Annotated in this window: 25 protein-coding genes and 1 pseudogene; 17 read left to right on the top strand and 9 right to left on the bottom strand. The window is 57.0% G+C overall.

The window, feature by feature from the left end; genetic code table 11:
• The first annotated feature begins 948 nt into the window (after nt 1-948).
• The gene (locus LPB73_RS02940) at nt 949-1,353 is read left to right on the top strand and encodes a DUF1236 domain-containing protein (RefSeq protein WP_068738747.1); all 405 of its coding nucleotides are present in this window, start codon (nt 949-951) and stop codon (nt 1,351-1,353) included.
• Between the two features lie 360 nt (nt 1,354-1,713).
• Nucleotides 1,714-1,902 carry a hypothetical protein gene (locus tag LPB73_RS02935; RefSeq protein ID WP_231079554.1) on the top strand — a complete coding sequence of 63 codons (189 nt, stop codon included), beginning with the start codon at nt 1,714-1,716 and terminating at the stop codon, nt 1,900-1,902.
• Here the strand turns inward: LPB73_RS02935 and LPB73_RS02930 are convergent.
• Nucleotides 1,899-3,239, bottom strand: a complete 1,341-nt coding sequence (locus tag LPB73_RS02930) for an ATP-binding protein (protein WP_231079553.1) — start codon at nt 3,237-3,239, stop codon at nt 1,899-1,901. The two genes, LPB73_RS02935 and LPB73_RS02930, sit on opposite strands and share 4 nt — an antisense overlap.
• 71 nt (nt 3,240-3,310) lie before the next feature.
• On the opposite strand from LPB73_RS02930, the gene LPB73_RS02925 reads away from it, so the two are divergent.
• Nucleotides 3,311-3,943: a response regulator transcription factor gene (locus tag LPB73_RS02925; protein WP_231079552.1), complete on the top strand. Its 633-nt coding sequence runs from the start codon at nt 3,311-3,313 to the stop codon at nt 3,941-3,943.
• A 270-nt stretch (nt 3,944-4,213) separates the two neighbouring features.
• On the opposite strand, the gene LPB73_RS02920 is transcribed toward LPB73_RS02925, so the two are convergent.
• Nucleotides 4,214-4,459, bottom strand: a complete 246-nt coding sequence (locus tag LPB73_RS02920; RefSeq protein WP_231079551.1) for a hypothetical protein — start codon at nt 4,457-4,459, stop codon at nt 4,214-4,216.
• 205 nt (nt 4,460-4,664) lie between these two features.
• On the opposite strand from LPB73_RS02920, the gene LPB73_RS02915 reads away from it, so the two are divergent.
• From LPB73_RS02915 to LPB73_RS02905, 3 genes are all read left to right on the top strand, one after another.
• On the top strand, nt 4,665-5,411 hold the full coding sequence (locus LPB73_RS02915; protein WP_231079550.1) for a DUF1236 domain-containing protein: 747 nt from the start codon (nt 4,665-4,667) through the stop codon (nt 5,409-5,411).
• Between the two features lie 166 nt (nt 5,412-5,577).
• Nucleotides 5,578-5,817, top strand: a complete 240-nt coding sequence (locus LPB73_RS02910) for a hypothetical protein (RefSeq protein ID WP_231079549.1) — start codon at nt 5,578-5,580, stop codon at nt 5,815-5,817.
• Nucleotides 5,818-6,518: 701 nt separating this feature from the next.
• On the top strand, nt 6,519-6,980 hold the full coding sequence (locus tag LPB73_RS02905) for a low affinity iron permease family protein (RefSeq protein WP_231079548.1): 462 nt from the start codon (nt 6,519-6,521) through the stop codon (nt 6,978-6,980).
• A 306-nt stretch (nt 6,981-7,286) separates the two neighbouring features.
• On the opposite strand, the gene LPB73_RS02900 is transcribed toward LPB73_RS02905, so the two are convergent.
• Nucleotides 7,287-7,490, bottom strand: a complete 204-nt coding sequence (locus LPB73_RS02900; protein ID WP_231079547.1) for a hypothetical protein — start codon at nt 7,488-7,490, stop codon at nt 7,287-7,289.
• Nucleotides 7,491-7,945: 455 nt separating this feature from the next.
• On the opposite strand from LPB73_RS02900, the gene LPB73_RS02895 reads away from it, so the two are divergent.
• Together LPB73_RS02895 and LPB73_RS02890 are read left to right on the top strand one after the other, a co-directional pair.
• The gene (locus LPB73_RS02895; RefSeq protein WP_231079546.1) at nt 7,946-8,224 is read left to right on the top strand and encodes a hypothetical protein; all 279 of its coding nucleotides are present in this window, start codon (nt 7,946-7,948) and stop codon (nt 8,222-8,224) included.
• Nucleotide 8,225: 1 nt separating this feature from the next.
• Nucleotides 8,226-9,089 carry a hypothetical protein gene (locus LPB73_RS02890; protein ID WP_231079545.1) on the top strand — a complete coding sequence of 288 codons (864 nt, stop codon included), beginning with the start codon at nt 8,226-8,228 and terminating at the stop codon, nt 9,087-9,089.
• Nucleotides 9,090-9,742: 653 nt separating this feature from the next.
• Here LPB73_RS02890 and LPB73_RS02885 read toward each other — a convergent pair.
• Nucleotides 9,743-10,759: an AI-2E family transporter gene (locus LPB73_RS02885; protein WP_231079544.1), complete on the bottom strand. Its 1,017-nt coding sequence runs from the start codon at nt 10,757-10,759 to the stop codon at nt 9,743-9,745.
• 1,273 nt (nt 10,760-12,032) lie between these two features.
• Nucleotides 12,033-12,254 (bottom strand): annotated as a pseudogene (locus tag LPB73_RS02880) (septal ring lytic transglycosylase RlpA family protein); the annotation flags it as partial.
• A gap of 1,024 nt (nt 12,255-13,278) precedes the next feature.
• Here LPB73_RS02880 and LPB73_RS02875 point away from each other — a divergent pair.
• The 6 genes from LPB73_RS02875 (at nt 13,279) to LPB73_RS02850 (ending at nt 16,754) form a co-directional block, all read left to right on the top strand.
• The gene (locus tag LPB73_RS02875) at nt 13,279-13,698 is read left to right on the top strand and encodes a hypothetical protein (protein ID WP_231079543.1); all 420 of its coding nucleotides are present in this window, start codon (nt 13,279-13,281) and stop codon (nt 13,696-13,698) included.
• A gap of 309 nt (nt 13,699-14,007) precedes the next feature.
• The gene (locus LPB73_RS02870; RefSeq protein ID WP_231079542.1) at nt 14,008-14,265 is read left to right on the top strand and encodes a hypothetical protein; all 258 of its coding nucleotides are present in this window, start codon (nt 14,008-14,010) and stop codon (nt 14,263-14,265) included.
• Nucleotides 14,266-14,790: 525 nt separating this feature from the next.
• Entirely contained in the window at nt 14,791-15,441 is a 651-nt protein-coding gene (locus tag LPB73_RS02865) for an outer membrane protein (protein ID WP_231079541.1), read from the top strand.
• Between the two features lie 381 nt (nt 15,442-15,822).
• Nucleotides 15,823-16,062 carry a hypothetical protein gene (locus tag LPB73_RS02860; protein ID WP_231079540.1) on the top strand — a complete coding sequence of 80 codons (240 nt, stop codon included), beginning with the start codon at nt 15,823-15,825 and terminating at the stop codon, nt 16,060-16,062.
• 48 nt (nt 16,063-16,110) lie between these two features.
• The gene (locus tag LPB73_RS02855; RefSeq protein ID WP_231079539.1) at nt 16,111-16,335 is read left to right on the top strand and encodes a hypothetical protein; all 225 of its coding nucleotides are present in this window, start codon (nt 16,111-16,113) and stop codon (nt 16,333-16,335) included.
• 134 nt (nt 16,336-16,469) lie between these two features.
• Nucleotides 16,470-16,754 (top strand): hypothetical protein, encoded by a 285-nt coding sequence (locus LPB73_RS02850; protein ID WP_231079538.1) that lies wholly within the window; start codon nt 16,470-16,472, stop codon nt 16,752-16,754.
• Nucleotides 16,755-17,132: 378 nt separating this feature from the next.
• Here LPB73_RS02850 and LPB73_RS02845 read toward each other — a convergent pair whose 3' ends face one another.
• Together LPB73_RS02845 and LPB73_RS02840 are read right to left on the bottom strand one after the other, a co-directional pair.
• Nucleotides 17,133-17,471 (bottom strand): integration host factor subunit beta, encoded by a 339-nt coding sequence (locus tag LPB73_RS02845; RefSeq protein ID WP_093760814.1) that lies wholly within the window; start codon nt 17,469-17,471, stop codon nt 17,133-17,135.
• A gap of 353 nt (nt 17,472-17,824) precedes the next feature.
• Complete coding sequence (locus tag LPB73_RS02840; protein ID WP_231079537.1) at nt 17,825-21,007, bottom strand: GAF domain-containing hybrid sensor histidine kinase/response regulator; 3,183 nt, start codon at nt 21,005-21,007, stop codon at nt 17,825-17,827.
• A gap of 567 nt (nt 21,008-21,574) precedes the next feature.
• Here LPB73_RS02840 and LPB73_RS02835 point away from each other — a divergent pair.
• The 3 genes from LPB73_RS02835 (at nt 21,575) to LPB73_RS02825 (ending at nt 24,193) form a co-directional block, all read left to right on the top strand.
• Nucleotides 21,575-22,027: an Hsp20 family protein gene (locus tag LPB73_RS02835; RefSeq protein WP_093760818.1), complete on the top strand. Its 453-nt coding sequence runs from the start codon at nt 21,575-21,577 to the stop codon at nt 22,025-22,027.
• A gap of 110 nt (nt 22,028-22,137) precedes the next feature.
• Nucleotides 22,138-23,013 (top strand): RNA polymerase sigma factor RpoH, encoded by an 876-nt coding sequence (rpoH, locus tag LPB73_RS02830; RefSeq protein ID WP_093761179.1) that lies wholly within the window; start codon nt 22,138-22,140, stop codon nt 23,011-23,013.
• 469 nt (nt 23,014-23,482) lie between these two features.
• Nucleotides 23,483-24,193 (top strand): outer membrane protein, encoded by a 711-nt coding sequence (locus tag LPB73_RS02825; protein WP_093760820.1) that lies wholly within the window; start codon nt 23,483-23,485, stop codon nt 24,191-24,193.
• A gap of 321 nt (nt 24,194-24,514) precedes the next feature.
• Here LPB73_RS02825 and LPB73_RS02820 read toward each other — a convergent pair whose 3' ends face one another.
• Both LPB73_RS02820 and LPB73_RS02815 read right to left on the bottom strand, forming a co-directional pair.
• Nucleotides 24,515-24,994, bottom strand: coding sequence for a TspO/MBR family protein (locus LPB73_RS02820; protein ID WP_231079536.1), 480 nt, complete (start codon nt 24,992-24,994; stop codon nt 24,515-24,517).
• Nucleotides 24,995-25,176: 182 nt separating this feature from the next.
• On the bottom strand, nt 25,177-25,791 hold the full coding sequence (locus tag LPB73_RS02815; protein ID WP_093760824.1) for a cupin: 615 nt from the start codon (nt 25,789-25,791) through the stop codon (nt 25,177-25,179).
• Between the last annotated feature and the right edge of the window lie 15 nt (nt 25,792-25,806).

Here is a 25,806-nt window from a genome sequence, read left to right as displayed (position 1 = left end):
GTAGCGGAAAGCGGGACACGCATGACTCGATCACTCAATGGGTCCCGTTGCCGAAGTGCTAATCGAGTGGGCAACACGCCTCTGTTGTGATTAACAATTTCAGGAGCACATCGATCGATTAAGGGAACCTCCGTCCGCGTGACACATCCCTCGCAGCGAGCGCCAACGCTAAGCGTCGTTCTAAGTCAAGCCTGCGATCTTCTATTGGCGGCTTGAAAATATTATCGCGAGCGACCACGCCTCGATGCTCGTCGGCTTGGATTGCATCGATGTTGCAATCTTCGAACGTGCAGTACGTGAAAGCGACGCTGGTGGTCCCCTCATCGAGCAGTATCTGGCATTTGACGAACTCACAGCAGTCGTATCTCAGGAAAACGGGACGCCCGCGGAAATCCAGTACCCTTCCCTGAAATCTCGTTTGGTAGATAACGTGCTCGTCCGCACCATTGTCTGTGTTCATTTCGCGCCTAGGATTTCTGTTCATAGTTCGGTTATGCATTAGTCGGCTATCGGTCCCACTATTTTCTAATGTCAGAATTCCACCAGCTCATAGCGGTCAATCCCGGCATGGAGCGTCAGCCGCCTCGGCGATGTCGACAAACAATTCCTCCGACGCCGGATGCGCGTCCAAATCCCCGCGCTCTATATGCAGCTGTCTTCCTCCTCGGCCGCAATCGAGATACCAGGATTTCCCGCTCGTCCATTTCTGCCAGGGCTCACAATAGTCAGCACCACGTTTTCTGAATCACATCCAATAGTTATGATAGGTCATATAAGTCAATGTATTGACGAGTACCAACGTGGCGCGCGGTCCCCGATCATTCGGTTAGAAACCGTTTCCCCGCCTTCCACACGGTCGATGAGAAATGTCGGGATAAAGCGGCAATTCGACGGAACGACCTTAAGTGTTGGCAGTTTTCACTCCGCCAACACACCAGGAGGACGATCATGAAATTCATTTCCACGGCTGCCATTGCAATCGCTTCGCTGGCCTACTTCTCGCCAGCCCTCGCTCAGAATGGAGCGGCGGGCGGAGCCGTCGGCGGCGCAATCGTGGGTGGCGCCGTCGGCGGCCCTGTCGGTGCCGCCGTTGGCGCTGCCGCCGGCGCCACGGCAGGCGGCATTTCCGAGGCCAACCGTCCCCGCTTCCACAGCTACGTCACCGAGCGCCGTCACCCGTCGTACCGGTATGACCGCGAGCTACGCGTCGGTGCCGTATTGCCCGACAGCGGCGTCACCTATTATGAAGTTCCGCGAGAGTACGGTTCCACTGCCTATCGCTACACGGTGGTCAACGATCGGACCGTACTGGTCGACCCGGGCACCCATCGTATCGTCGAAGTGATCGACTAAGCGCGCTTTTCGAGGCGGGCCGCAAGGGCCGCCTCGACCAGTTCGATGCGTCTTTGTGGGAGGATCATCTTGCCCATATTTCAATATTTCGTGTGGGTCGGCGCCGTACTGCTGGGAGTTCTATTTGCCATCGGCGAAAGCGACAGCTCTCCGACAAGAAGCTCCTCCGCAAAGGGGTGGAGGCCCACCGATTCACTGCGCAGCATGGCGCATCATCGTCAGCCGGAAGACCCGCCACGTGCCCGGGACGCGGCGTTTCGCATCGTCAAATAATAGATCGGAGGCCCCAAGCCCTGTCTATTCAACGTGCCGTTCCTAAAGACTTAAGCAGGTCGTTGCTTTGTTCAGGAGTTGCTAGAGGTGGATGACTTCCAGCTAATGACGATCATAGCCGAGGCTATTAGCACTTGTTCTATCGAGAACCGCAACGGAGAAAAATTGCCGATAACGAGCGAGCAAGCGACCTGCGTTGCAAAGGTGGTGATCACGGCTCTCTCGCTGGCCGGTTTTGAGATCACGCCGATGGCAAAGACGGCCGGTCCAACCTAATCCGGCGCTGCCAGCGGTAGGCTGCACCGGATTGTTGTCCATCCGTCGGCACGGATGTAGTCAAACTTTCCTTCTAAGGCGCGGAGGCGCTCCTGCATCCCCGTCAGGCCCCGTCCGAATTTCGGCTCTAGGGGCGCCCTCGCACCATTATCGGCAACCTCGACCAGAATAGCTTCGTTCGTCACCTCGGTCTTCACGCTCATCTTAGACGCACCGGCATGTTTCAGGACGTTGGTGATGCCTTCCTGCAGCAAACGGTATACGGTCTGAGCGACCACACTGTCCGCCGTGACGATCCGGGGATCGATCTCGAATGTCACGGCCATTTCAGGCACCTGCGCGTGTACGTCACGCAAAAGCTTTTGAATGCTAGCATCCAGACCCAGCTCTTCGATGAGCATTGGTCGCAGCCGCTCAAGAATGCGGCGGTTGGCGATTTGCAAAGCCTCGACCGCCTGCAGCACACGCTCCTCTCCCATGGACCGGTTGGTGCCGCTGCCGCGGTCGTCGATCATAGCAGTAACGTTAGCCCGGATAGCAAACAGAAGCGGACCAAGTTCATCGTGCAACTCACGCGAGATGTCACGTCGCTCCTCATCTTGGATGGAGATCATCCTTCGTAATAGACTTCGGTTCTCTGAACTGAGGCGACCGAGAGTCAAAGCAAGCTCGTTCACGGACAAGCTGCTTTCCCGAACTTCAGGGGGGCCGGAACAATCGACTTTCTTCGAGAAGTCACCAGTGCGGAGCCGTGCCAGCCCCTCAGCGAGATCGCGTAAGGGCTGCAGCGCTGCGCCAATCGTCACAAACGACAAGAGGCCGGCAAGCAATGCCATGCCGACGAGTGACCCGAGAAGCGAGAGAAAGCCGATCCATTTCTCGTAGATCTGCGCAGAGAGATCTGGTTCGAAAATAAGATCGCCGACCCGGCGACCTTGGACCAGGACGGGAATATGCTGCGCAAGGTCAGGCACGAACAGCGCTTTCACGAACCATTCCGGGACCCTACCGGACGTCTTGCCCTGCTCCGGTGCATGCACCTCGCCATCACGGCGAAACCGGATCGCGTCCGCAGGTGTCGAACCGAGCTGATCGACGAACGCCGCAAGGATTGCGTCGGGTCTTGTGGAGGCCGCGAGAGCGGCGTTCAAACCCGCCGCGACGGTGATTGCCGACCGCGCCGATGGCTCGTTTTCCTCCAAAATTTGATCCGAGGAGAAAATCCATAGCAAAGCGAGGCCGGCGATCAGGGCGCTCAGAAACATGCCGCCGAGCAGCACGCAAATGCGTGCACGCAGCGACAAAGTCGTCCACATTGGAATCATTAAATTGGTCAACCCGGCACCATTCCTCTGGTCAAAGCGTTGAAATCCAATATGCATAGCATAATTGCGAGATTGTCCCGCCGATGGCACAGACTGTGAAGCTCCTGATTGTCGATGACCACCCCGTCGTGGTGTCGGGCTGCCGTTCGCTGTTTGCGTCGGACCCTACAATATCCATCGATGAGGCGGTCGATGAGAAATCGGGGCACCGCGCCTATCTATCTAAACGGCCCGACGTGACGATCATCGACGTCAATCTGCCGGATCTTTCCGGCTTCGAGTTGATGCGTCGTATCCGCAAGGATGATCCCGACGCGCGGATTATCATGTTCAGCATGAATGACGATCCCGCCTTTGTGGTCCGAGCCGTCGAGCTCGGTGCCCAAGGTTATGTTTCTAAGGGCGACGATCCGCGTCTGCTCATCAAGGCAGTACGCAAAGTGGCTGCGGGTGAGAACTTCATTTCTCCGCATCTCGCAAAGACAGTAACGTTCTCAGGCGCTGCTATCCGGGCAAATCCGGCCACCAGCATGTCTGCCCGGGAACTGGAAATTCTTCGGCTCCTCGGCCGGGGCGACAAGATCGTTGAGGTCGCCGACGCGCTCGGCATCTCCTACAAGACGGTAGCAAATACCACGTCCCTACTGAAGCAGAAGCTGGGCGCACGGAACCACTCCGATCTTATCCGTATAGCCGTCGAGATGGGCTTAAATTAGAGTTCTTCACGATCAAGTCTTGGCCACTTCTTTCGGCACAGCTCCCATCAGCCGCAGGCTTAAAGCCTAAGGACGTGGATCGACAAGTGGCTAGCGTTCCTATGACATGGGAGAAAGTGCTGCCACAGTCTTAGGGAGGCGCGACGCCTGTCGCCGGATCCGCGCGAAATTCACTGCGGAAACGCTGCTGCATTGCGTGCGTGGGCGCGGGCAACAACAGCGCCAGGCCCGGAACGAGTGGCGGACGCTTAATCGCGCCCGCCGGACTTATCACCAATGATGACGATGACCGCGGCCGCGGCTCCAGCCGTAATGATGCCCGCGCCCGCGGGACCAGCCGTAATGATGTCCGCGTCCACCACGATGCATGTGGCCATGACCATGACCGTGGCCGCCCTTTATCTCGATCGCATCGCCCGAAGTTGTCATCGGCGCTAGCGGCATAGCGGCCACGGCCGCTCCACTTCCCACCGTAAGCAAAAAGGCCGCGACCCCGGCGATCATCATCCGTTTCATATTGCTCTCCTTTGACCGCACCATGCGGCCGTTGACACAAGTTCCCGGTTTGTGATGGGTTCCTGAGCTCGGCATTTCGAAGACAAATGCTCATATGAGCGGCATATTTTGGAATTTGGCGCCACTCGTATTGCTTCTTTTACCCGGAATCGTCATCCAAGAACGGAACCAGGAAACTGCTTTCGCTGTTGTTGGATAGGACCGAATGAGCGGTCTCGACAGTGGAGGTCATAAAATGAATAGGAGATTGATGGGATCGGCTGCCGCCATTGCCTTGATTGCCACGACTGCTTTCGCTCTGGCGCAGGGCGGCGCGAGCGGATCAAAGGGCGGCGATGCACCTGCCGCATCAGCACCGCGGGCCGGCGAGGCTCCTTCGACCAACATGCCCGCTGCAAAGGGGACGGCAAGTGAAGGCAAGCCGATGACCGATTCCAAGTCTGCACCTGATGCCAAGGCCGCCTCCGACCAGAAGGCCGCGCCTGCCAAACCAGCAACGACCGCCCAGGATAAGCCTGCCGTCGTTCCGTCGGATAAAGCCGGGACCTCTGCGCAAGAGCGCACCGACACTAAGGGCGCGAAGGCCGCGAGGGACACCAAGTCGACAAGCGATACCAAGGCTGCCACTGACGCGAAGACCGGCGACGGCAAGGCCGGCTCCGCGTCTACGACGGGCAATGCCGCGACGTCTGCAACCGTTGCCCTTCCTGCTGAAAAGCGCACGCAGATCACTAGTGCGATCCGGCAAGAAAAGGTCGAGGAAGTTCGCAACGTAAACTTCAACATCTCAGTAGGCGTGACGGTACCGTCTACGGTGCGCGTGCACCCGCTTCCAACGCGAGTGATCGAAATCTATCCAGAATGGCGCGGATACGACTTCATTCTGGTCAATGGTCGTTACGTTATCCTTCGACCGCAGACGCATGAGATCGTCTACATCATCGAAGGTTAGGCCCGGCGCCGCCTTGTGGCGCTAGACACTCGTTCCTCGTTCACTCTACTGCCCCGGGTCCACATCCGCGGGCAGTTTTTTTGGCCTTGTGCGGATCAATGCAGCGACAGCGGAACGATTGCCACTTTATCCCGTTGGCGTCTCGGTTGAACAAGGGAGCTTGAAGATGAAGTTATCAACTTACGCATTTGCCGCTGCCATCGTGGCGACCATAATTACCCCGACCTTTGCAAGTGCGCAGGACGTGCGCGTTCGCATCGGCGAGGATCACGGAATGTCCCGGGACTATGAGCGCGGCTACCGCGGCCCTCGCGCGGAATATCGCCGCGATCATGGATGGCACCGCGGCTGGCGCAATCGCGAGCGGGTGGTAGTGATTAAGCAGCGCCGTCATCGTTGGGATTGATCCTAGGAAGTGGCCCGCATGGGCCACCTCCTCCTTTCTGACAAGGTTATCCGCATGACTTTTCTAAAGACATTCGATCGACGTGCAGCTGGCTTAATCATCTTCGCTGGTTTCATCACGTTAGCATTTGCGACCCAGGGCTCCGCGGTGCCTAATGCCCCCGCAGGAGCTTCTGACGCGCTAATCACATCAGGCAGAGCGCCCATGGACCAAGACGCCGCGCGGGTTTCGCTAACTGCTGCCGATAGCGTGTGCGAAAAGCAAAACTGGCCATACTACTCCGAAGAATGCCTGCGCGGCGAAGGCGGCGGATCCGCTCCGCGTCAAGTTCACCTACAACCGGCTGCTGTCGAGCCGGCGAAGCCGACACCTATCCTCGCCTCTACAAACACCGCCGAGCGCAAGCCAACTGAGTTCCGCCAAGTCACCGAAACGCCCCGCCGGCGTAAGATGCGCCAGACGCCCCACTATGCAAGCCGGCGCATTTCAAGGCCACAAGTGATGCAACCTGAGGATTCCGAGCAACTACCCTTGACCTGGTGAGCTTACTACAGCGTTTGCGCGTAATGATTTTTGGGCTATTGAGCGTCACGTCATCCATGGGTGCCAAGAAATGTGGCGCCTGGCGTGACCAAGCGCTCGACCAATAAATTACATCGCCTTGAATTTGCACGGCATGTTGTGGAAGGTCGCATCGGCAAATGGATTCAATAGTATCAAACAACGAACGTCGCAGCGGATTTTCCCGCTTTTTTGGAGACCTTGCTAACAAGACTTCTCAACTCGCGGGTCGAGCCACGACGTTCATCGTCGCAGCCGCCGTCGTGATCATCTGGGCCGTGACCGGTCCTCTGTTCGGTTACTCGGACACGTGGCAGCTTGTCATCAACACTGGGACGACGATTGTTACGTTCTTGATGGTCTTTCTCATCCAAAACTCACAGAACCGAGACAGCGCCGCCATCCAGGTGAAGCTAGACAAACTCATCCGAACAAGTGCCGCTCATAACTCATTCGTCGGCATCGAGCATCTGACCGACGAGGAATTAGAGGATATCCGGACCAAGTGCGAGGCACGCGCTGCTGCCGAGAAGGTCGGTGAAAGGACTGTGCAACGCATGGGCGAAAAAGCTCGCGAAGCCGCGGACGCCGCCGGGTCTTGATGGACGGATGATGCGGGTTCCGTCCTGACTTCGCAATCCCCTCATCGTAACTTTCGTCGTCGCCATGTCCATACGCCGGCTCAGGACTAGACGACGCTCGGCATTCTGCCGACCCGTTCACGGGCCGGGGCGTCAAGTTCGCCGCAACCTACAACGAAGCAAGTTGGTCAATCCGCATCGGCTAGCCTCCGAACACGAACCGCAGGACTGTCACGATGGTCGCGGAAATGAGGAATGAAATCGCGAGCAGTGTCCAATTCGGCCTTGTGCTTCCCTGAGCCAATCCAGCGAGCATTTTCATGCCCGTCAACATTCGTCTTGGGGAAGCCGGCGCAGGTGCGCTATGCCGAAGCTGGTGAGTTCTTCGGTATCGCTTTCTCGCGCTTCACGCCTCCTGTGCAGATGGCGCTCCAGCAGGCAGCGGCGGCTGTCCTGTATATCGACGTCGGGATGCGCCGCCCTGTACACCGTCCAGGCTGTCTCTGCCGCCCTTCTCACTTCGTCAGCCATTCTCGCTCCGGCGATTGCTTACAGTCGGTGCCAACTCAGCATGACGGCGAAAGTTGCCAGTTATTCCCGAAACGTCGGCCTTAGCGGAGAAGCGCGCGGTATGTCGACGTAAACTGACGTTCAATAGCCCGGCCGCAGCCTCAGCGATTGTCTCGCTGCGGGTAACACCGGCGTCGCTCCAACCTTCAAAGCGACGTTGATATACGGCATACTACGTCCGGCAGTGAAGATCGACGGCCTCAAGACATTCCTGACCAAGACGGTCGCCTGATCATGGACGTCGTCGGATCACCGAATGTTCGACGACCGCCGACCGCAGCTGGCCTATTCGCCGTTTGCACGCGAGGTCGTTTTTACCGCCCGGCGGCCATCCCGACGGGCGCCTTCGGCCACAATCATCTTTTCCCGGTTGGGGAATACGTTCGAGGCCGAGAAGAGACAAGCGAGCGATGAGGATGCGCCGCAGCCCCTGGCGGCAGGTAGAGCCACCGTCACTTAAGGCCGCGAGCCTCAACGCGTCGGGAACAATAAGCAATATTCGAGAGTTTGAAAACGCAGGGCAAAAAAGTCGATTCATGCAGCAGACGAGCGAGCGATTGCTTTTGAATACAGCGGTGAGGACTGCAGGCTCTGACGGTAACAAAACGAGGAGAAGAACGATGAATGGTTTGATTTATCTGGTGGGATTAATCGTCGTCATCTTGGCCGTGTTGTCATTCTTCGGGCTGCGCTGAGATGATTAAATCGATTGAACCTGCCGCAGCTTCCATTGAAGTCCCCTCAAGGTATTTGAGCTGGACGCCCGTAATCCTCGGTGCCCTCATAGCGACCGCGCTTTCGTCAATTCTGCTGGCCTTTGGCGTAACGATCGGACTTGGCGTTTCATCCACGGCTCCGACTTGGCGGGACGCCTCCGCTGCGCTTTGGATATTGTCGGGACTTTATCTCATTCTCCAAGCCGCGCTGAGTTTCGGAGTGGGAGGCTATATTGCCGGGCGGACAAATGTCGGTCTCGCTGCTTTGGATACCGCCGAAATTGAACAGCGCGATGGTCTACATGGACTCGCTGCGTGGGCGCTTGCCGTTGTTCTTGGCGTAGCGCTTGCGGCCTTCATTGGAAGCGCGACACTAACGCGGCCGAACAGTAACGGATCGTCGGCACGCACCAGCGCTGCGGAGCCTTTGCTAAGCTACGAGATCGACCGCCTGTTCAGGCCCTTGCGTCGCGCCGCAAACGTAGACCTTCTGCAGGAACGTGCGGAGGCGGGAAGAATTCTCTTGACCTCGTCGAGCCACTCGGGAATGAGCAGCGAGGATCGATCTTATCTTGCTCAACTCGTTGCCGCGAACACCGGTCTCGCCGGCGCAGAGGCGGAAAAACGCGTCGATGCCGCGATTGCAACCTCTCAAGCGTCGATAGCCAAATCTCGACGGAGTTCAGTGATCCTGGCCTTCTCCGTCGCGGCGGCCATATTGCTGGGCGCTGTGATCGCGGTGGCCGCCGCCAGCGTCGGCGGCAGCCACCGCGACGGCGCAGCGATGCCGCATTGGATGGGTGCTCGCGGATCTGGAGCTGCCTATCGACGTGAGGTCGCGTGAGTTAGGTGGAACGTAGTAGATCGAATTGAATGCGCCGATCTTCTCGCTAACCTTGGCTGCCGCAAGTCCTGTACTGAACAGCGGCTAAGGCGGACGACGGGGGCTTTAGATTTCGCTTGGATTTATTAGGCCAAGCCGTTCGATGGCGCGCATGACGCCTGTGGGCGAGCCTGAAGCAAGCCGTCTACGCGAGCCACATGCGGGCTGGAGGTCACTCACAGCAAGGCACTCAACCTTACAATGGCCGTGCGCCAAGAGCGGCCGTTTCGCCGGTCGGGTGTTGTAAGACGACGAGTTGCCTTTCGTTGCCGCGCGGATTCGCCACTGCTGACGGGCGCGATCTAGTGAACCCTCTAGTCGAGTAATTCTTGCTGAGACGCGGCTAGACCCATTATTTCGTTGCCTGCGCGCGAGCTTCGCGGCGCTGAAGGTTTACATCAATGCCGGGGATCGGCTTGAGAAACTAATAAATTCCGCGCAGAACGCCTTGACTTAAAGCTGATTTCTGCCGTGTGGGCCCCTCCCGCGGGCCACGATCTTTGGACCATTACTTATGTTGTGACGGCAAAGGCACCTCATTGGTTTATTAGTTGCTAGCGTAGTTCATATGGAAATCTTTCATTTTGCGGAGCTCTTCAAGAAGGAGGACAAAGTTACTGCGGCACTGGCCGGAAGATCCACTCGCGCCACACGGTCAGTAGTGCTGCCATAATGACAGGCCCTAGGAATAAGCCGAACAGGCCAAACGCAGCAATACCTCCGAAGATACCAACAAATGCTAGAAGAAAGGGAAGTCGCGCCGAACCACCGACCAGGGTCGGCCATACGAAGTGATCGCCAGCAAGCATAACAATCGCCCCCCATAGAAACACCCCGGCGGCCGCTAACCCACTGCCTTCGCCGGAGACCAGAACTAATGCCGCCGCGGTGAAAGCCAACCAGGCTCCGAACGGTAACATCGCGAATGCTATCGTTATTATAGTAAACATCACGGGGGTCGGTACACCGGCGACTAAGAAGCCGACACCAATAAGCAGTCCTTCGCCCACAGCGACGAGAATTGTACCGTTGACCGTGCCGCGCGTCGCTTCGACCATTTTCTCGACGAGTCCCTCTCCTGGATTGCCGATAAGGCGGTCGCACGTCTCGAGGAAACGGCTCGTGACGGCGCGACCATTGCGGAGGAGGAAAAACAAGGTCAGGAGAGAGAACAGCAACAGAAAAAGACGATGAAGCAGCTGTGAGCCGAATGTTTTAAACAACTCCGACGCATTATCCGCGTTAACAGTTTGAAGCCATGCCGCTGCAGCTTTTGGATTCGAAAGGTTGGCGCGCCACCAAGTTTGCAGAGTTTCCGCAACGAGCGGTAGACGCGCGACCCAATCCGGCACCTCAACACCGCTCTCGCTGGCTTGCTTTAGCCACCTCACAAGAACGTCGCCTTGCTGCGCGATTTGGTAGATGGCAAGTGAAAGTGGGGTGAACAGCACCAAAGCCACGATTGCGGTGAAGATGAACGCTGCCAGACTTGAAGGACCTGACGAAAAGCGCCCCGCAAACTTAAGGTACAGCGGCCACAGGGCAATTGCGAGAATGGTGGCCCATATCAGGGCCGGCAGAAAAGCGGAGGCGGTCCATGCCCCGAGGCCGAAAAGGGCCAGGGCAAGCACGACCCGGGAGTTCCTACGCGCGTCAGCTCCTAAAGGTAGGGGCTTTCGCTCTGCTTTGGGTGACGCTTGTTCGATGTGCACCATCCGTCGCTTGCGCAACGCTTCCGTTCCGGCCTTTTCTACCATCCATCACGCCCCGTTTGTCGGGGAAGAACAAAAAAGACTGTCGTTAAGTTCCAATCGGGAAAATGTTGCAATGCCATGAACGAGCACCGCATTTCGATTGTGAGGGTCGGGCGTTCGAATCGCTCCGAAAACTAAAGTCTAGGTGAACGATCCCTGCGGCTACTTATACCAATTTCGTGGACGTCCTGCATTTGCAGGCCTACGCATTGAAATACCAAGCAGGTGAGCTTTGCACACGGTGGCCGTTCGCGTCCGTCTCAACTCTCTGGAAATATCGCCAGGAGATCTGCTAGCCAGATCTCGTAACTTTGCAAGATCATCATCGGTCCACACCCGATATTCGTGCGGCATTTCCATCCTCCATATCGACGCTACCTTCTCGGCAATAAAAGATTATGCGCCGCAACATGGCGGTTCAATCATGTTTTCGGTCTTGCTTGCTAAGGGCCAGACTCACGTCTGCCAAAGGTGGAGAGCGTATCGAACTGCGCAAAAGACCACTTTCGAGATTGTGGATCGATTGGTAGCGCTGTGCCGAGTGCGTCGATGGCTCTGACGGCGCCCCAACGAGAAGCGATCGCAACGGCTGCACGCCTGAGAGCGATATCTCGAAGGTGCGAAGAGTTTGCGAAATTCGGCGGGTATCGATCAGTGTCCGATCAGCTAAATGCTCTGGCGGTGAAATACCAAGAACGAGCGCGGAGGGTCGAGGAACGCGCCGGAGTATACTTAAATGGAGGCATTCCTGACGACAGGCCGTCGTTCAGTTTGCGGAGAAGGCGCCGCTGTTGTCCTGAATGACTGCCGACTGACCTGCGATCGGCCACCGTCTGTCCAACAACTCTCGCACCTCTTCCCGGACCACTTCCGTACCGGAGTAGTAACCAAGGCAGAGGCCCGCATATCCGCCGATCAGAAAACAAGCGAAGCAAGCCATTAATGTTATCCACATCGCAGGGCCTCCATGCTTCTTAGCTCTTCGCCGCATGTACACGAGCTTCGACATCGAAACGGTATTCTCCCCGCCCGCCACCGGCGACGTCAATGATAACTGGATTCTGTCTCAAGTCGCCTAGTTTCTCGCCGGCTGAGAATCGCACCGTAAACATGACCGGGTCATCCCGGTCGCCCTCTCGGGCCTCGTGGGCTACTGAACGGTTACGCGCGCGATCCCGCCCATGCCGATTGCGTTGGCTGCTGCTCGAGACAGGTCGATGCAGCCCCTTGATGAACGGGCCGCGATCCGTGATGCGGACCCGCACCGATCTGCCGTTGTTCTTGTTCGTGACCGTGACGTGGCTACCGAAGCGCCGGCTCTTGTGCGCGGCCATCGGGCGTAGGTGTTGAACCGTTCGCCCGAAGCCGTCCTACGGCCGTGGTAGCCATCCCCAACGCCGTACTGGCTCGCGATGCACGTTTCTTCCTTGGTCAACTTGACGCCAATCGAGACAACGCCTTCGAGAAACTTCTGGGCAAACGCCGGTGAATTAAAATGCGCACAGCAAAACGCACGCGGAGAACAGGCGGATCATTGAGGTTCCTTGGGTTGTGATGCTAGAGGTCGATGGTCGGCGTGACCCTAGAAGCCACGCTTAGGCTAGGCCCGGCGCTCATGGATTCGGTTGAGCGTCGGGCCATCTCGCTGCCGGGCTTGGTTGGAACTAAATCTGTTTTTGCCAATTTTTCCCGCGGTCGGCAGTTTCTGTGTGTCTGCCTTCCGGGCTCGGCGGCGTACCCTTGCACCCAACTCGACCGCCGCCGGGCCTCTCTAAATTTCCATCACCGGGCTCGGGATCATTCCGCACCGAGTTCAGTGAGGCGGCCCGGCGGTCGATCCCATCCGCCGTCGGGCCGATCTTCCCCGAGGAACGAATTAGGTTTGCGTTGATTTTTTACGAAGCCGGCAGCTTTCCTCAGCGGCTGTTGGTTAGGCTCGGCGCCTGAGTCCAAACGGGCGCTGGGCCGCCTCTTTAAGCGTGCGCGCTCGGACGAATTCGCTCCAAAAACCTGTCAAGGCGAACGTGATGCCTTTCCCAATAGCGGCGCACGATCTCGGGGCCATCTCCTCGATGATGAAGGATTTGTTCTTCGAGGACGGCGCTTCATTCTTGGCGGTGATGGCGCATAAGGCCTGATGTTAGATTTGCGCTCCGGTTCGACCTCGCGTTTGCCTTTTCCACGAAGAGACCCGACCGGCGCCCTAAACATCTGGACTTACAGCGCGCCGCTTCCCTAAGCTATCTTATCCCAATTGGTTTGGAATCCGATGGAACAACATCCTTCGAGGATGGGGCTAGGCATTGCGTTAGGGGTGTGCCTTGGAGCTGTCCTCGGCATTGCCATCAGGAACGTGACCGCTGGCATCATTATCGGCATCGCCGTAGGGGCCGTGATTGCTGGTTACGCAGATCATCGATCCCGGTAATAAGCGCACGCCCGGCTGCTCCCCATCTCTCCAAGGAACATGGCGTGCTGGTTGTCGTTTTCCCCTTATGTCCGACGAAGACAAACCCGTCACCGAGATCGCCGCTCCACCCGTTTTGGTTCCCGAAACCAATCGATTGTGGCGGTTAACGCCTGCATTGAATCTGCTTGAGAAGAGCAGACAGATTGCCATCGTCCCCGCCGAGACCGAGGATGTGGCCCGCGCCATTGCGACGAGAGCAGATCCCATGGGACGGGATTGGCGTGATCGCCTCTCGTTCGCAGCGGATAGCATCGAGACGACCGAGCGGCACGTCATCGGCGACGTAATATTTCGATCGATCCCGCAGCAGCCTCCTCCAAAGCCGAAACGAACCAAGAAGGCCTAACCATGCCCAAGAGAAAGACTGAGAATGAACTAGAGATGTGGGCCGCAGATCTACTGATGGAAGCGCACGCGATCACTCCATGCCCCGACCACGGTTATAAGCGCTTGCGACACAGCCATCACGCTGTGGACTACGCTCTGTCACTGGCAGTACACCGAACATTCTCGGGCAAAAACAAAAAGAAGCGGATCGCGGCGGTCGAGAGCGTGCTCGATGGGCTGAGCGATGAGTGTCCCGCATGCTGACACCCACCTTGCCAGATCTCATCGACTTTCCAAATGTCGTACTGCGCTCGGGTAAGCTCAAAGCATGACAAAGAAACCAGCGGCTTCCCTGCATGACAAACCACTCAACATGCCCGCCGAGGATGACCTCGAGGCGCTGCTGGCCCTCGATGTGGGCGTGATGTCGATACACGATTCCCCGCTCCTTGGTACTCTGACGTTAGTCACCCGAGATGGGCACTACGATTTTCTGATCAACGAACAGATCGCCAACGAACTGATCCAAGAAGCACGAGCTCTTCTCCGAGGCGATAGCCCGTCTCTGGTCGAACGTAACGAATAGTCAGATTGCCATTAGTCAGTAGAGCTTGTCGCCCACATTCCGAAGAAACGGACTTCGAGTGCACCCAGGTGCGGATCGCCGACACTCGCAATAACGATACATGATCGCTGCAGCGCGAAAATCGAGGACGATAGACAGAAGAACGAGAGTACGGGTTAGAATAATGCTGCGCAACGACATCACTAGCATCGCCCGTTAAATGCGAAACCCGCCTCGCTCCCGGTGCTGCAGGCGGACAGCTTCAATACCGAAGTCTGGATATCGGAGGTGTCCCGCCTCGATCCGTGCCCATGATCAGGCCTGTCACGCCGGCATGCTGCCATCAAGGCTTGCCGATCAGCTGGATGCTCAACGTCGCTCTTCCTACGCATGGAACCAGACGGTAGCGGGTGCCGCACGCTTTAATTTGTTCCCGCCTGCAGCTGACAACTTCGGCGCGATCGTCCCCGTGTGTGCCTTTTGAGAGACGGTAGTGGGGCGGATTAGTTCATACGATCTCGCTACAGATTCAAAATGGAGCGACACATGAAAAAGTACTTACTCGCAACGGCCGCGCTACTTTTCGCTGCAACATCGGCCTCGGCTGCCGACATGGCGGCACGTCCCTACACCAAGGCGCCCGCAATGGCGCCCGCGATAATCTACAATTGGACCGGCTTCTATATCGGCGGTCACGTCGGCGGCGCCTTCCGCGGCAATTCGAACAACGTTCTCGGCGGCGGTGACGACGGTCGCTTCATGGGCGGCGGTCAGATCGGTTGGGACACACAGTTCGCGCCTAACTGGGTGTTTGGTCTGGAAGCGAACTACAGCTTCATTGACACCAGCAGCAGCTTTGCAAACCGCGGTCTCGGTTCGGTTACCGGCCGTCTCGGTTACACATGGGGCCCGTCCCTTCTTTACGTAAAGGGCGGTTACGCCTGGGCCGACTCGCGCTTTACCAACGGCTTCACCGGCAATGGTGGACGGGATGGCTACACAGTTGGCGGCGGTCTCGAATATCTGTTCAGCCAGAATTGGTCGGGCAAGGTCGAATATCAGTACTACGATTTCGGGACGACCAGTTTCGTCACTCCGACGTTTGCTATCGGCGGCTTCCGAAACGACGAGCACACGATCAAAGCGGGCCTGAACTACCGCTTCAATCTGGGCAACTTCGGCACCGGCACCTTCTAAAGACTGCTGACGTCAGTGAGAGGCCGGCAAATGAATGCCGGCCTTTCTATTTGCCAGACTATTGGCGAGACAATCAGAAACAATTGCGGCCGCCGCGGACGTCTCCGGGGCGGGCACATTTCTTCACTCAAGGTGAGCGTTGTCAGTGAATATACCCTCAGCCAGCGCACCTCGTTGATCGCCCTATCCAGACCTGCCCCTGGTTCTGACACCTCATCTCGGAGTCGCCGAGCGCATCGAGCACGATGATTGCACGTTTGATGACCACCTTAAGGGCGACGTGAAACATGGCGACAGAGTGATCATTCATTGCTGAACCTTCGCGACCGGGAACGATCCGCCACAGCGGCTTTTTTCTGGAAAACTCGCCGGAGCCAATCGATGAAAGTGATACTTTCTAAAAAGGAGCTACAGCGCGAAGTCCTCGCGGAGATGAGAAAACGCCCAGGTTGCGAGACGCTGGAGGCAGTCGACTTCCAATACAGTGACCTTCGAGCCGATACGAATTGGACTCTGTATGCCTTCACAGAAGGTCGAATTGATCCAGGTGCTTTGCGTGGCGCGCTGGAAATGACGGTAAACAAACTGTGCCATCAATATGAATTGCGCGCCCCGGAGTGATCCCTTACAGGATGTCAGACTCCCACCACGTCCTGAAGTCTGACCTCCATGCTTAAAAAGAAAGCGACCGCCAACGAGCTGATCTGGCTCTTTCACGAGGAGCTGGCAGGCTCCAACTTTCCCAATGCGGGGATTGCGATTATTCCAATCGGTAACGGCAATTGGTCCGCGTTGACGAATGCCACCGAACGCCGGCACTATCCCGATCTAACAAAGGCTGTGGTGCGAATAGAGAAGCAACTCCGCGCTCGCTACCTCCTGAAAGAAATTTGATCTGCCTTCACGGCCGGGAACTAAGCCGGCAATTGCCTGTTCTATGGTCCCATCGACCAAGGCTGCATCTTGAAACGACCAACCAGTTTGACCTTCCTACGCTGCCAAATGCCCAAGCCGCCGAGCGCTCTCGAATGAGCGACGACCAAAGCCTCATTAAAGCCCGTTACTGCAGATCGATCCTGAAGGTCGCCGCGATCAGCACCGAGCAGGAAGCCCGCATTCTGCTGAACGGCCTGGCCACCGAGCAGGTTACTACGAACACCTCTCCCGCGATGGCCGAAGCTGAACGAGCAGCTTTGACTGCGATCCGCGATCTGGCTGGATATCAGCACGGCCGAAGCGTCCCCCAAAGCTCCAGCGAGTGGATGCGTGCCGCGCGAGCAATCCAATTGTGGCTGAACGTTCACGATCAATAGGCATCGTGCGCTCGTAATGCGGAGAAATGGACGTGTCCGATAGCAAACAGCAAAAGACATCTCGTGAGCTGTGGCTTCTGTATCGGAACGGCCTATTTTCGAAGCTCGTCTCAAAACTTCATTAAAGGCACGCGCCGCTAAGCATCCGGCAACAGACCGTTATCCTACGGTACGCAGTACGCAGGTGCGTACCAGGTGCTGCATACCTCGCTGCCAATAAAGTAGCGGATGTCGTTGAGGTTTCCGCCTATTCGTTTGTGACACGCAGTATGCATTTTCCCCAGACAGGAAAGAATCTGCGCGTGAGGAAAGCGCCGGTCCTTGGCGATCGCGCCTAAAATGTTTTCAGACTTCCCCCTACGATTAGACAAAGCTGGTTTAACTCCCCGAAAAACCAGCGGCCGGTCTTGAGGCAGCGCTCATTTCCGGCGCGGCATTTTCGCGATTCAGGCGATCGCGCATTTCCTTTCCGGCCTTGAAGAACGGAAGGCTCTTTTGGTGCACGGTAACATGTTTTCCAGTACGTGGGTTGCGGCCTGCACGAGCGGGGCGATGCCTTACCGAGAATGCGCCGAAACCGCGAAGCTCAGCCCGATCACCGCGTGCCAGCGCAGCGACGATCTCATCGAGAATCGCGTTCACGATGTTCTCAAGGTCCCGCTGGTAGAGGCGCGGGTTTTGCTTAGCGATGCGTTGAACAAGTTCGGATTTGACCATCGTGACGTCGGAAATTTAGCGGGAGGCCGCATTTCCTCGATCTGACTTGCGCTGTCAAGACGTAAGAAATCGGGGCATCGTCGAAAAACCTGACGCGGCGAGACCTATTGATCTGCACTCACCAATCTCGCAGCGGGACCAAATCATCCACTTCTGCTTACATAATCCAAGTGCGTATATCCCAATCGATTTGCTGTCTGTTCCTGATATTGAGGCCTCCGTGCACCTTCGATCTGGCTGATGGGCATTAGCCGAGGAGCGTCAATTGATCGCGCTGATCGAGGGAATACGTCGGCAGCCAGAGCTCCTGTATCTGTTGTTTTCATTCAGCTTAAGGCGCCGCAGCTTTGTACTTAGAGGCCGTCAAGCAACGCCCTGACCTTTTCTGCAAGATCGTTGATTGTATAAGGCTTTGAGATCAGATGCGTACCCGCGTCCAGAACGCCATTATGGACTATGGCGTTTCGCGTATAGCCCGTGGTGAACAAAATCTTGGCGTCGGGCAACAGCGGCTGGAGGACTTTTGCGAGCTCACTGCCTGTCATTTCGGGCATCACAACGTCCGTGAAAACCAAATCAGGCCGTGAGCCGTTCTCAATGAGGTGAATAGCTTCTCGCGCGCTTGCAGCTTGTATGACCGAATAGCCAAGTTCTCGAAGCGTCTCGACAGAAATCGCTCGCACGCGTTCTTCGTCCTCAACCACCAGGACCAGCTCTTGATGCTGCCCCACGTCTGCGCGCACCGCCCCAGTCGGAGCATCGGTCGTAACCTCGCCGTAGAAACGCGGCAGGTAGATTTTCACGGTCGTACCAACATCAAGCTCCGAATAAATCTTTACATGACCGCCCGACTGACGCACGAAGCCGTATACTTGACTAAGGCCAAGGCCCGTGCCTTTTCCGACCTCTTTGGTCGTGTAAAACGGATCAAAAACTTTGTTCAGCACATCGCCGCTGATACCGGCGCCGGTGTCGGTCACTGCGATGAGAACGAACTGACCCGGTTCAATTGAGTACTGTCGGGCATACGCCGAATCCACGGACGCGTTCATCGTTTCGATCGTCAGTTTCCCTCCTTGAGGCATGGCATCACGTGCATTGACTGCGAGGTTGAGTATCGCGCTCTCAAGTTGAGCCGGATCGGCTTGGACATTCCACACACCCGCTGCGAGCACCGTCTCGACTCCGATTATCTCACCCAGCGACCGATCGAGGAGCTCGCTCATACCCGCAATCATACGATTCACGGCGATAACTTCCGGCGCTAAGGGCTGCTGACGGGAAAAGGCCAGTAGACGCTGAGTTAAAGTGGCCGCCCGGTTCGCGCCGTCCAGGGCTCCATCGATGAAGCGGGTGATGTCAAAGTCACCCTTTGCCAGCTTCCGGCGGGCTAAATTCAAGCCGCCAATGATCACGGCGAGCATGTTGTTAAAGTCGTGAGCTATCCCTCCAGTCAATTGGCCAACCGCCTCCATCTTTTGGGCCTGCCGCAGCTGCTCCTCCGCCTTCGAACGCTCGGCAATCTCTGCAGCCACGCGCTGCTCCAGACTGATATTGAGTGCCTGCAGTTCCGCTTCGGCCCGTTTTCGCTCGGCGAGCTCCCTTTCGGCGGCTGCAAACAGTCTCGCATTGTCGATGGCTGTCGCCGCATGCCCCGCAATCCCCAAAAGCGCCGTTTCATGTTCTTCCTGGAACTTGCCGGTTTCTTTATGGCCAAAGAACAGTCCCCCCAAAACGTCGCCGGTGCGCGAGATGACCGGTACCGCAAGATACGAGCGCACCGGAAGGTGGCCTTCGGGCATTCCCTTGCGGGGAACGTTCTTGCCATATCGCGGGTCGGCGAGGATGTCTTCCGATCGGACCACCGCCGTGCCAAGGAACGTCGGCTCAAACACGGCTGTATTTCGCGGCATCGGAAAATTCGCGAATGCCGATCTGGGCACGCCTGAGAGCGCGTAGAGCATGTAGCTCCCGCCCTCAGGCGAGAGAACATTGTAGAAGAATGCCCCAAATTCCGCGCCGCAGAGCTCAAGGCCAGCATCCGTAACGGTCTGGACAATGGTCTCCAGATTACGCTCCCTGGCGACGGTTGCCCCCGTGTCATTCAAGATTCTGAGATGCCGATCGGTTTTCTTACGCGCCGTGATGTCAATGACAGTGCCAACAAAGCGCACTGCGTTGTGATTGACGAATATTGCGTCCCCCGTCGCAGCGAGCCAACGTTCGATTCCGTCCTCGATCCCAATCGTCCGATACTCGATGCGATACGTCTCGGGGGAGGAAGGGTCCAGCGCTTTGGTCACCGCGCGATGAACACGATCGCGATCGTCAGGATGGAGCCCCGCAAGAAACGATTCTTCATATGAAATCTCGGCTTGGGAGGACAGGCCAAACAGGGCTTTACATCTCGCGTCCCAGCGAAGGACGTTATGTATCGGGTCAAAGTCCCACGTTCCGATACCGGCTGCGTTGTTAGCAAGGCCGAGGCGTTCTGCGGCTTCGCGCGCCACCTCTTCAGAACGGACCCGCTCAATGTGAGCCCACGACCTTTCGGTAACTTCCCCGAGAAGGGCCAGCTCGCCAGCGGCCCAGCGATGAGCGGTCTGATGATGTATTGCCATCAATGCCGTTAAGCAGCCTTCTTTGACGAAGGGCATGCAGATGGTGGATCCGATCCCAATATCCTGGAAGGTTTGGGCTTCTTCCGGATCCAATTCTTGAGCATTGTCATTGATGATCAACGGCCGGCCATTACCGAGCTCTTGAACGGCCTTTTTGCCGAAGTCAGCAAGGCTGTAGTGACCCAAGATGTGTTTCGCGCCAGGTGCTGCCCAATCCCCGCGAATAGTGAAGCCGTCCTGATCTTCATCCATGTCAGCATAGGCGCAGTTAGACACGTTGAGGTGCTGGCCTAGCATCCGGGTCGTGATTGATAGAATTTCGTCGGCCCTCCTGCACTTCGCGGTCTCTTTGCCGAGTTCATCCAGAAAGGCAAGACGGGCTTCACTCGCCCGTATAGTTGCCTCTGCTCTACGACGTTCTACCGCAGTCCGGGTCCGGTCAGCGACCTCCCGTACGAGGTCAAGTTCGGCGTCTGACCATTCTCGAGCTTCAGCATTGTTGAGATAGAGCAACGCCACTACGCCGTTTGACTCAAGGATAGGCATGTTCACCAAGGCGCGTGCTGAAATAAGCTCGAGGGCCCTCGCTTGATCTCCTACTCGACCATCTTTCTGAGCGTCAGCAAACACGACGGTCATGCCGCGCTTCAGATCCTCAATGTAGCTGCCGTAGTCGCGGAAATGCAGAACGCCAGCAAGGCTTGTTATGCCCGGCGCATTCCAGTCACGGCTTATCGTGATCGTTTCAGCGGAAGGGTCAATTGTTCCATATCCGGCGCGGCTGACACCGAAAGCCCGCCCTAAGGTTTCCGCAGCGGCGTACGCAAGGTCATCAGGGTCTGATATCTGGCGTATATGATCGCCTAATGTGGAAAGCACCTCGTTACGCAGCTCCGAAGCCATCATTCCCGTCATACCAAGTCCTCAGCTGTCGGCAGCTGTACAAGGTCGCCACAACTCGAAGTGCTTCGAACGGGACTGAGAAAAAGGCTCACGTGACCCCATAAATTCAATAAAATTCGGAATTTGGTCAATTCGTTGCCGGCCGTCAGGTTCCAATTTTCCGTTTGGCCAGGTTAGCTGACCGCCGCGATTGCGAATTATTCAGCTGATAGGCTTTGCGACCGTCAGAGAGTCGAGGAGTCCGTTCACCCCGGACAAGGAATGCGTTCGTACCGCCTGGGGCATCGGATGGCATTGCTGTCGAAGAAGGAAAGCCAGTGATGAAACGCCCGTCGGCGCGAGAAGCCCGCCGCATCTGGCGGGCTCGCGATCAGTCGTCTCGACCGCAATCGGCTAATCGCCCCTTACTCGGGCGTGCCCTGGCGGAAGCCAAAAAAAATTGCGCCCCCCCTTGAAACTTTCCGCCAGTTTTTTTTATTTTAGTGCTGCTGGACGCCAGAGGTTGGGTCCAGTGTGAGGCGGACGCCGGGGGTGTCCGGCGCCTGCTCATACCCATCTTGCTCATTGGAGGATTTGGCTATGAAGACTTACGACTTTGCTCCGCTTTGGCGCTCAAGCATTGGCTTCGACCGCCTGTTCGACCTCGTGGATGCCGCACAACGCGCCAACGAGGACCATTTTCCCCCATACAATATCGAGCGTGTCGGGGACGACCGATACCTCATTTCGCTGGCTCTGGCGGGTTTCTCGCCGGACGAGATCAGCTTGACGGCAGAGCAGAACGTTCTGACGGTCGAGGGCCGCAAGGGCGAACAGAAGCGTGACTTCCTGTTCCAGGGCATTTCTGGTCGCGCGTTCAAGCGGCAGTTCAACCTTGCCGACCACGTCCAGGTGACCAGCGCGACTTTCGAGAACGGCCTGCTGCAGATCAACCTGATCCGCGAAATTCCCGAGGCTATGAAGCCGCGTAAGATCGAAATCAACGGCGCTTCCCGTTCTAACGTCGAGCAACTTGAAGCCAGGGCGGCCTAACGCCTTTATCGATCGCTTTGTGCAATCGTTCCGCGATGGCTTCGGCCGTCGCGGACCTGCGTGACATTTGGCATCGCGCTGATCACTCGCGAAATCGTCAGGAGGCAGGGATGACTCACTTCGCACTTCCAGCCTTGGCCGCTGGAGAAGGCCTTACGAATTATCTCACCGCTATCAAGCAGTTTCCACTCCTCAAGCCTGAAGAAGAGCTCGCCTACGCCAGGCGCTTACGCGAAGACGGCGACAGGGACGCTGCCTATCATCTTGTGACAAGCCATCTCCGTCTGGTCGCCAAGTTGGCGATGCGCTATCGCGGCTATGGGCTGCCTATCGCCGACGTCATTTCGGAAGGTAACATCGGCCTGATGCAAGCCGTGAAGCGATTTGATCCGTCTAAAGGTTTCAAGCTTGCGACCTACGCCAGCTGGTGGATCAAGGCAACGATCCAAGATTACATCCTGCGGTCATGGTCGATCGTCCAGATTAGCGCTACGTCCACCCAAAAGCGGCTGTTCTTCAACTTGCGCCGCTTGAAGAGCAAGATCGCAGCTCTTGAAGAGGCCGATATGCAGCCCGACCACGTCGCAACGATCGCGCGTCGCTTGAATGTATCCGAGCGCGAGGTCATTGCGATGAACCGCCGGTTCCTCGGAGACATGTCGCTCAATGCGACTTCACGAGAGGACGACGAAGAGGGAGCTGAGTGGCTGGAGCGCCTTCCTGATCCTGACTCCAATTTTGAAGAAGATGTCGCGGAACGTAGCGAGCTTAACTGGCGGCGGCAGGTGCTGACGCGAGCACTCGCCCAATTGACCGCCCGCGAGCGGCGCATCATCGAAGCACGATGGCTGTCGGACACTCCTCTAACACTTGATGAGCTGGCGGCAGAGTTGAGCGTGTCACGGGAGCGGGTACGACAGGTAGAAGTTAGAGCGCTCGAAAAGGCCCGAGCGTATGCAGCATCGCTCTCGAGTGTTGACGCGTAGTGAACGCCAATGAGCGCGGGCTCGCCAAACTCCACAGGTTTATGCCATTAAACCAAACAAACGAGAGGGAGTTAGGGGGCACTGAGGTGCCCACAAGGCCTTAAGTAACGGCTGCTAGCGGATCTTCCGGAGCCTGCCTCAGTCAGTTTGGCCTGGTCCTTCAAGACCTCGACCAGCCCTATCCACCGGCTCGCCGAGTTGACTTTCAGTAATCGGCGACAGCTTCAGCCAGTTGGCGTAGATGTCGCGGAGCGTCCATCCGAGATCGAAATCGTCCTGCCAGTTCTGCACTTATTTTCTTTAAAAATGGACCCGCCGCGGACTTCGCGACCAGCGTGAAGAACCAAATCGGCGGCCTGCCTTCGCTCTTCAGCCCGTTTCAAAAATCCAAGCTGTGGCGGATTGGTGACAGCCTTGGGAAACACGCGGAAATAATATTGGAATCGCGAAAAACTTATAGGGGATTCCAATGAACAAGTATGTGTTGGCCACGGCCGCTTTGGCCTTAAGCGCTGCATCGGCCTCGGCCGCCGATTTGGCGGCCCGCCCGTATACGAAGGCTCCGCCGGCTCCTGTCGCAGTCGGTTACAACTGGTCAGGCTTCTATGCCGGCGTCATGGGCGGCTATAGCTGGTCGGATCGCATCCGTGTTGACGGTTTCACCGCTGCGTCGAGCGACATCAATGGAGGCTTTGGCGGGGGGACCATCGGCTACAATTGGCAGACGCCGGGCAGCAACTTCGTTTGGGGCCTTGAGGTCGACGCGGCAGGCGGCGACGTCAAGTACCGCGAAACGGGGCTGTTCGGCATCGTCCCGGTTACCGCGGAAGATAAGATCCGTGCCTTCGGCAGCGTCACGGGTCGCCTTGGTGTGACCTCGGGGGCGGCTCTTTTTTACGTGAAGGGCGGCTACGCCTGGGCTGATAACCGCCTTTCATTCACCACTCCTGGCGTGACGCTCTTCTCAGAGAGCAAAGTTCACTCAGGCTGGACCGTCGGTGGCGGCGTCGAGTACATGTTCGCTCCGAACTGGTCGCTAAAGGGCGAGTACATGTACGCCGACTATAGCAGCGAGCGTTACGGCACAGTGCTAACCGGTTTCACGGACCTTGGGGTGACGACGCATACTGTTAAGGGCGGCATCAACTACCACTTCAACTGGGGCGGGACCAGCTTCTAAGCCCATGTATGAAGACCGGGGCCCGGCGAAAGCCGGGCCTTTCTCGTCCTAAGGTAACCTCTGCCAATGGTTGGGAGGCGTTACAAGATTGGTCACGACGCCGGAGTCGGCCATACCGTAACGCCAGTCGAGATGCTACGAACAGTGATGGTGTGAGGGGCGTTACTTTTATGTAGCCTCTCTGCGATATCGATAGCGACATTGAGATCAGCATAAGTGCCGCCAGTGCGCTGGCTATTCACGAGAACCTCATAGTCGCCTGGTTCACCACGCATGCTTTCCCGCCTCCGGTAATAAGCGCGTATATTTTCGGGTCCGGCATCAGTTGAGTGATACGATCCGACCATTGAGAGCTGCGGCGAACAATATCCACGCCAGATACGGTAGCAGCAATGCCGCGGCGAAATAATTGACTTTAATTGCGGTGGCAATCGTCACCGCAATTGCAACGACCAAAAGCAGGATCACGATCAGTCCAGCCAGCAAATTGTGATTGCCAAAGAAAATAGGTGACCAAACTGCATTTAGCAAAAGTTGGATAGCGAATGCAGCGAGTGCCAGCGTACGCAGCGAGGACGGCGGCGCCTCCCAAATCAGCCACACCGAAATTGCCATCAAAAAATAAAGGATAGGCCAAACGATCGGAAATGCCGCGCGCGGCGGGGTCCACGACGGTTTCGCCAGGGTCGCATACCAAGTGGGAATCTCGGGAACGGTGACCTTTGCTCCCAATGCAGCTACGCTGAAACAGATGGCAAGGGCGCACATCAGTGACGCGGTGGAAGAAAAAGTAAGGTTCAAGTGGGTACTCCATTGGCGTTTATCGCGACAAACTTAGCGCGCTTTTTCTCTGTCGGCCAAGAGCGAGATGCCCGAGAAAGACCTCAACGATCGTTTCCTCGATACCTCAAGGACCTCTATTGCGCGGAGAGCAGATCTACAAAGCGCTGCCCAAAATGGCCATGGCGCCGACCACCCCCTTATCAACGTGATTTCTTTGCCGTGGACCACAGCTGCGCCATTGGGCCAGTGGCTCCATAAATCGGGTCCTTGCTCGGCTTGATAACCTTGGCAATTCGTTTGATTGCTTCCGGCCGGGCGCGGCTATCGGTGCATTCGTCGTACGTCCCTTGCTCGGGATAGGCTCCCACTACTTGAAATCCTCGACTTGCCTTGATGAGACGATGTCCGGTTCCAGCGGGCAGCACCGCGACGTCCCCTGGATAGAGCGTCAACACGCGCCCCTTTGGACCCCCAAATTCGAGGGCGGCACGGCCTCGCGCCACCCCAAGAACTTCGTGAACCTGCGAATGGTAATGCACAAAATCGTAGACGGTGTCCCGCCAGGACCGGCCCCAATTATTTTCGGCGAAGATCACATCCATGATTGTTGCTGCTTTAAAACGCCTTGTCGAAACATTGATAGCTCCCCGGTAGAGCAGCACAGGGAAGCGAGGATTATTGGGAATGAGACCGTCGTCCGAAAACATCATCGAAAGGGGTTTTCGCGTTAGGACAAAGCCGGACAGCGCTTCCCTGTCTGGACGATCTTCGACCAGCCTTCTACCGATGTTTTTGATTTGGTCCTTGAGCGGCATTGATCTCTCCCGAAG

The sequence above is a fragment of the Tardiphaga sp. 37S4 genome (assembly GCF_021044645.1).
Classification (GTDB): domain Bacteria; phylum Pseudomonadota; class Alphaproteobacteria; order Rhizobiales; family Xanthobacteraceae; genus Tardiphaga; species Tardiphaga robiniae.
The sequence above is the reverse complement of the archived record's forward strand: the minus strand, read 5'-3'. Positions and strand labels throughout refer to the sequence as shown.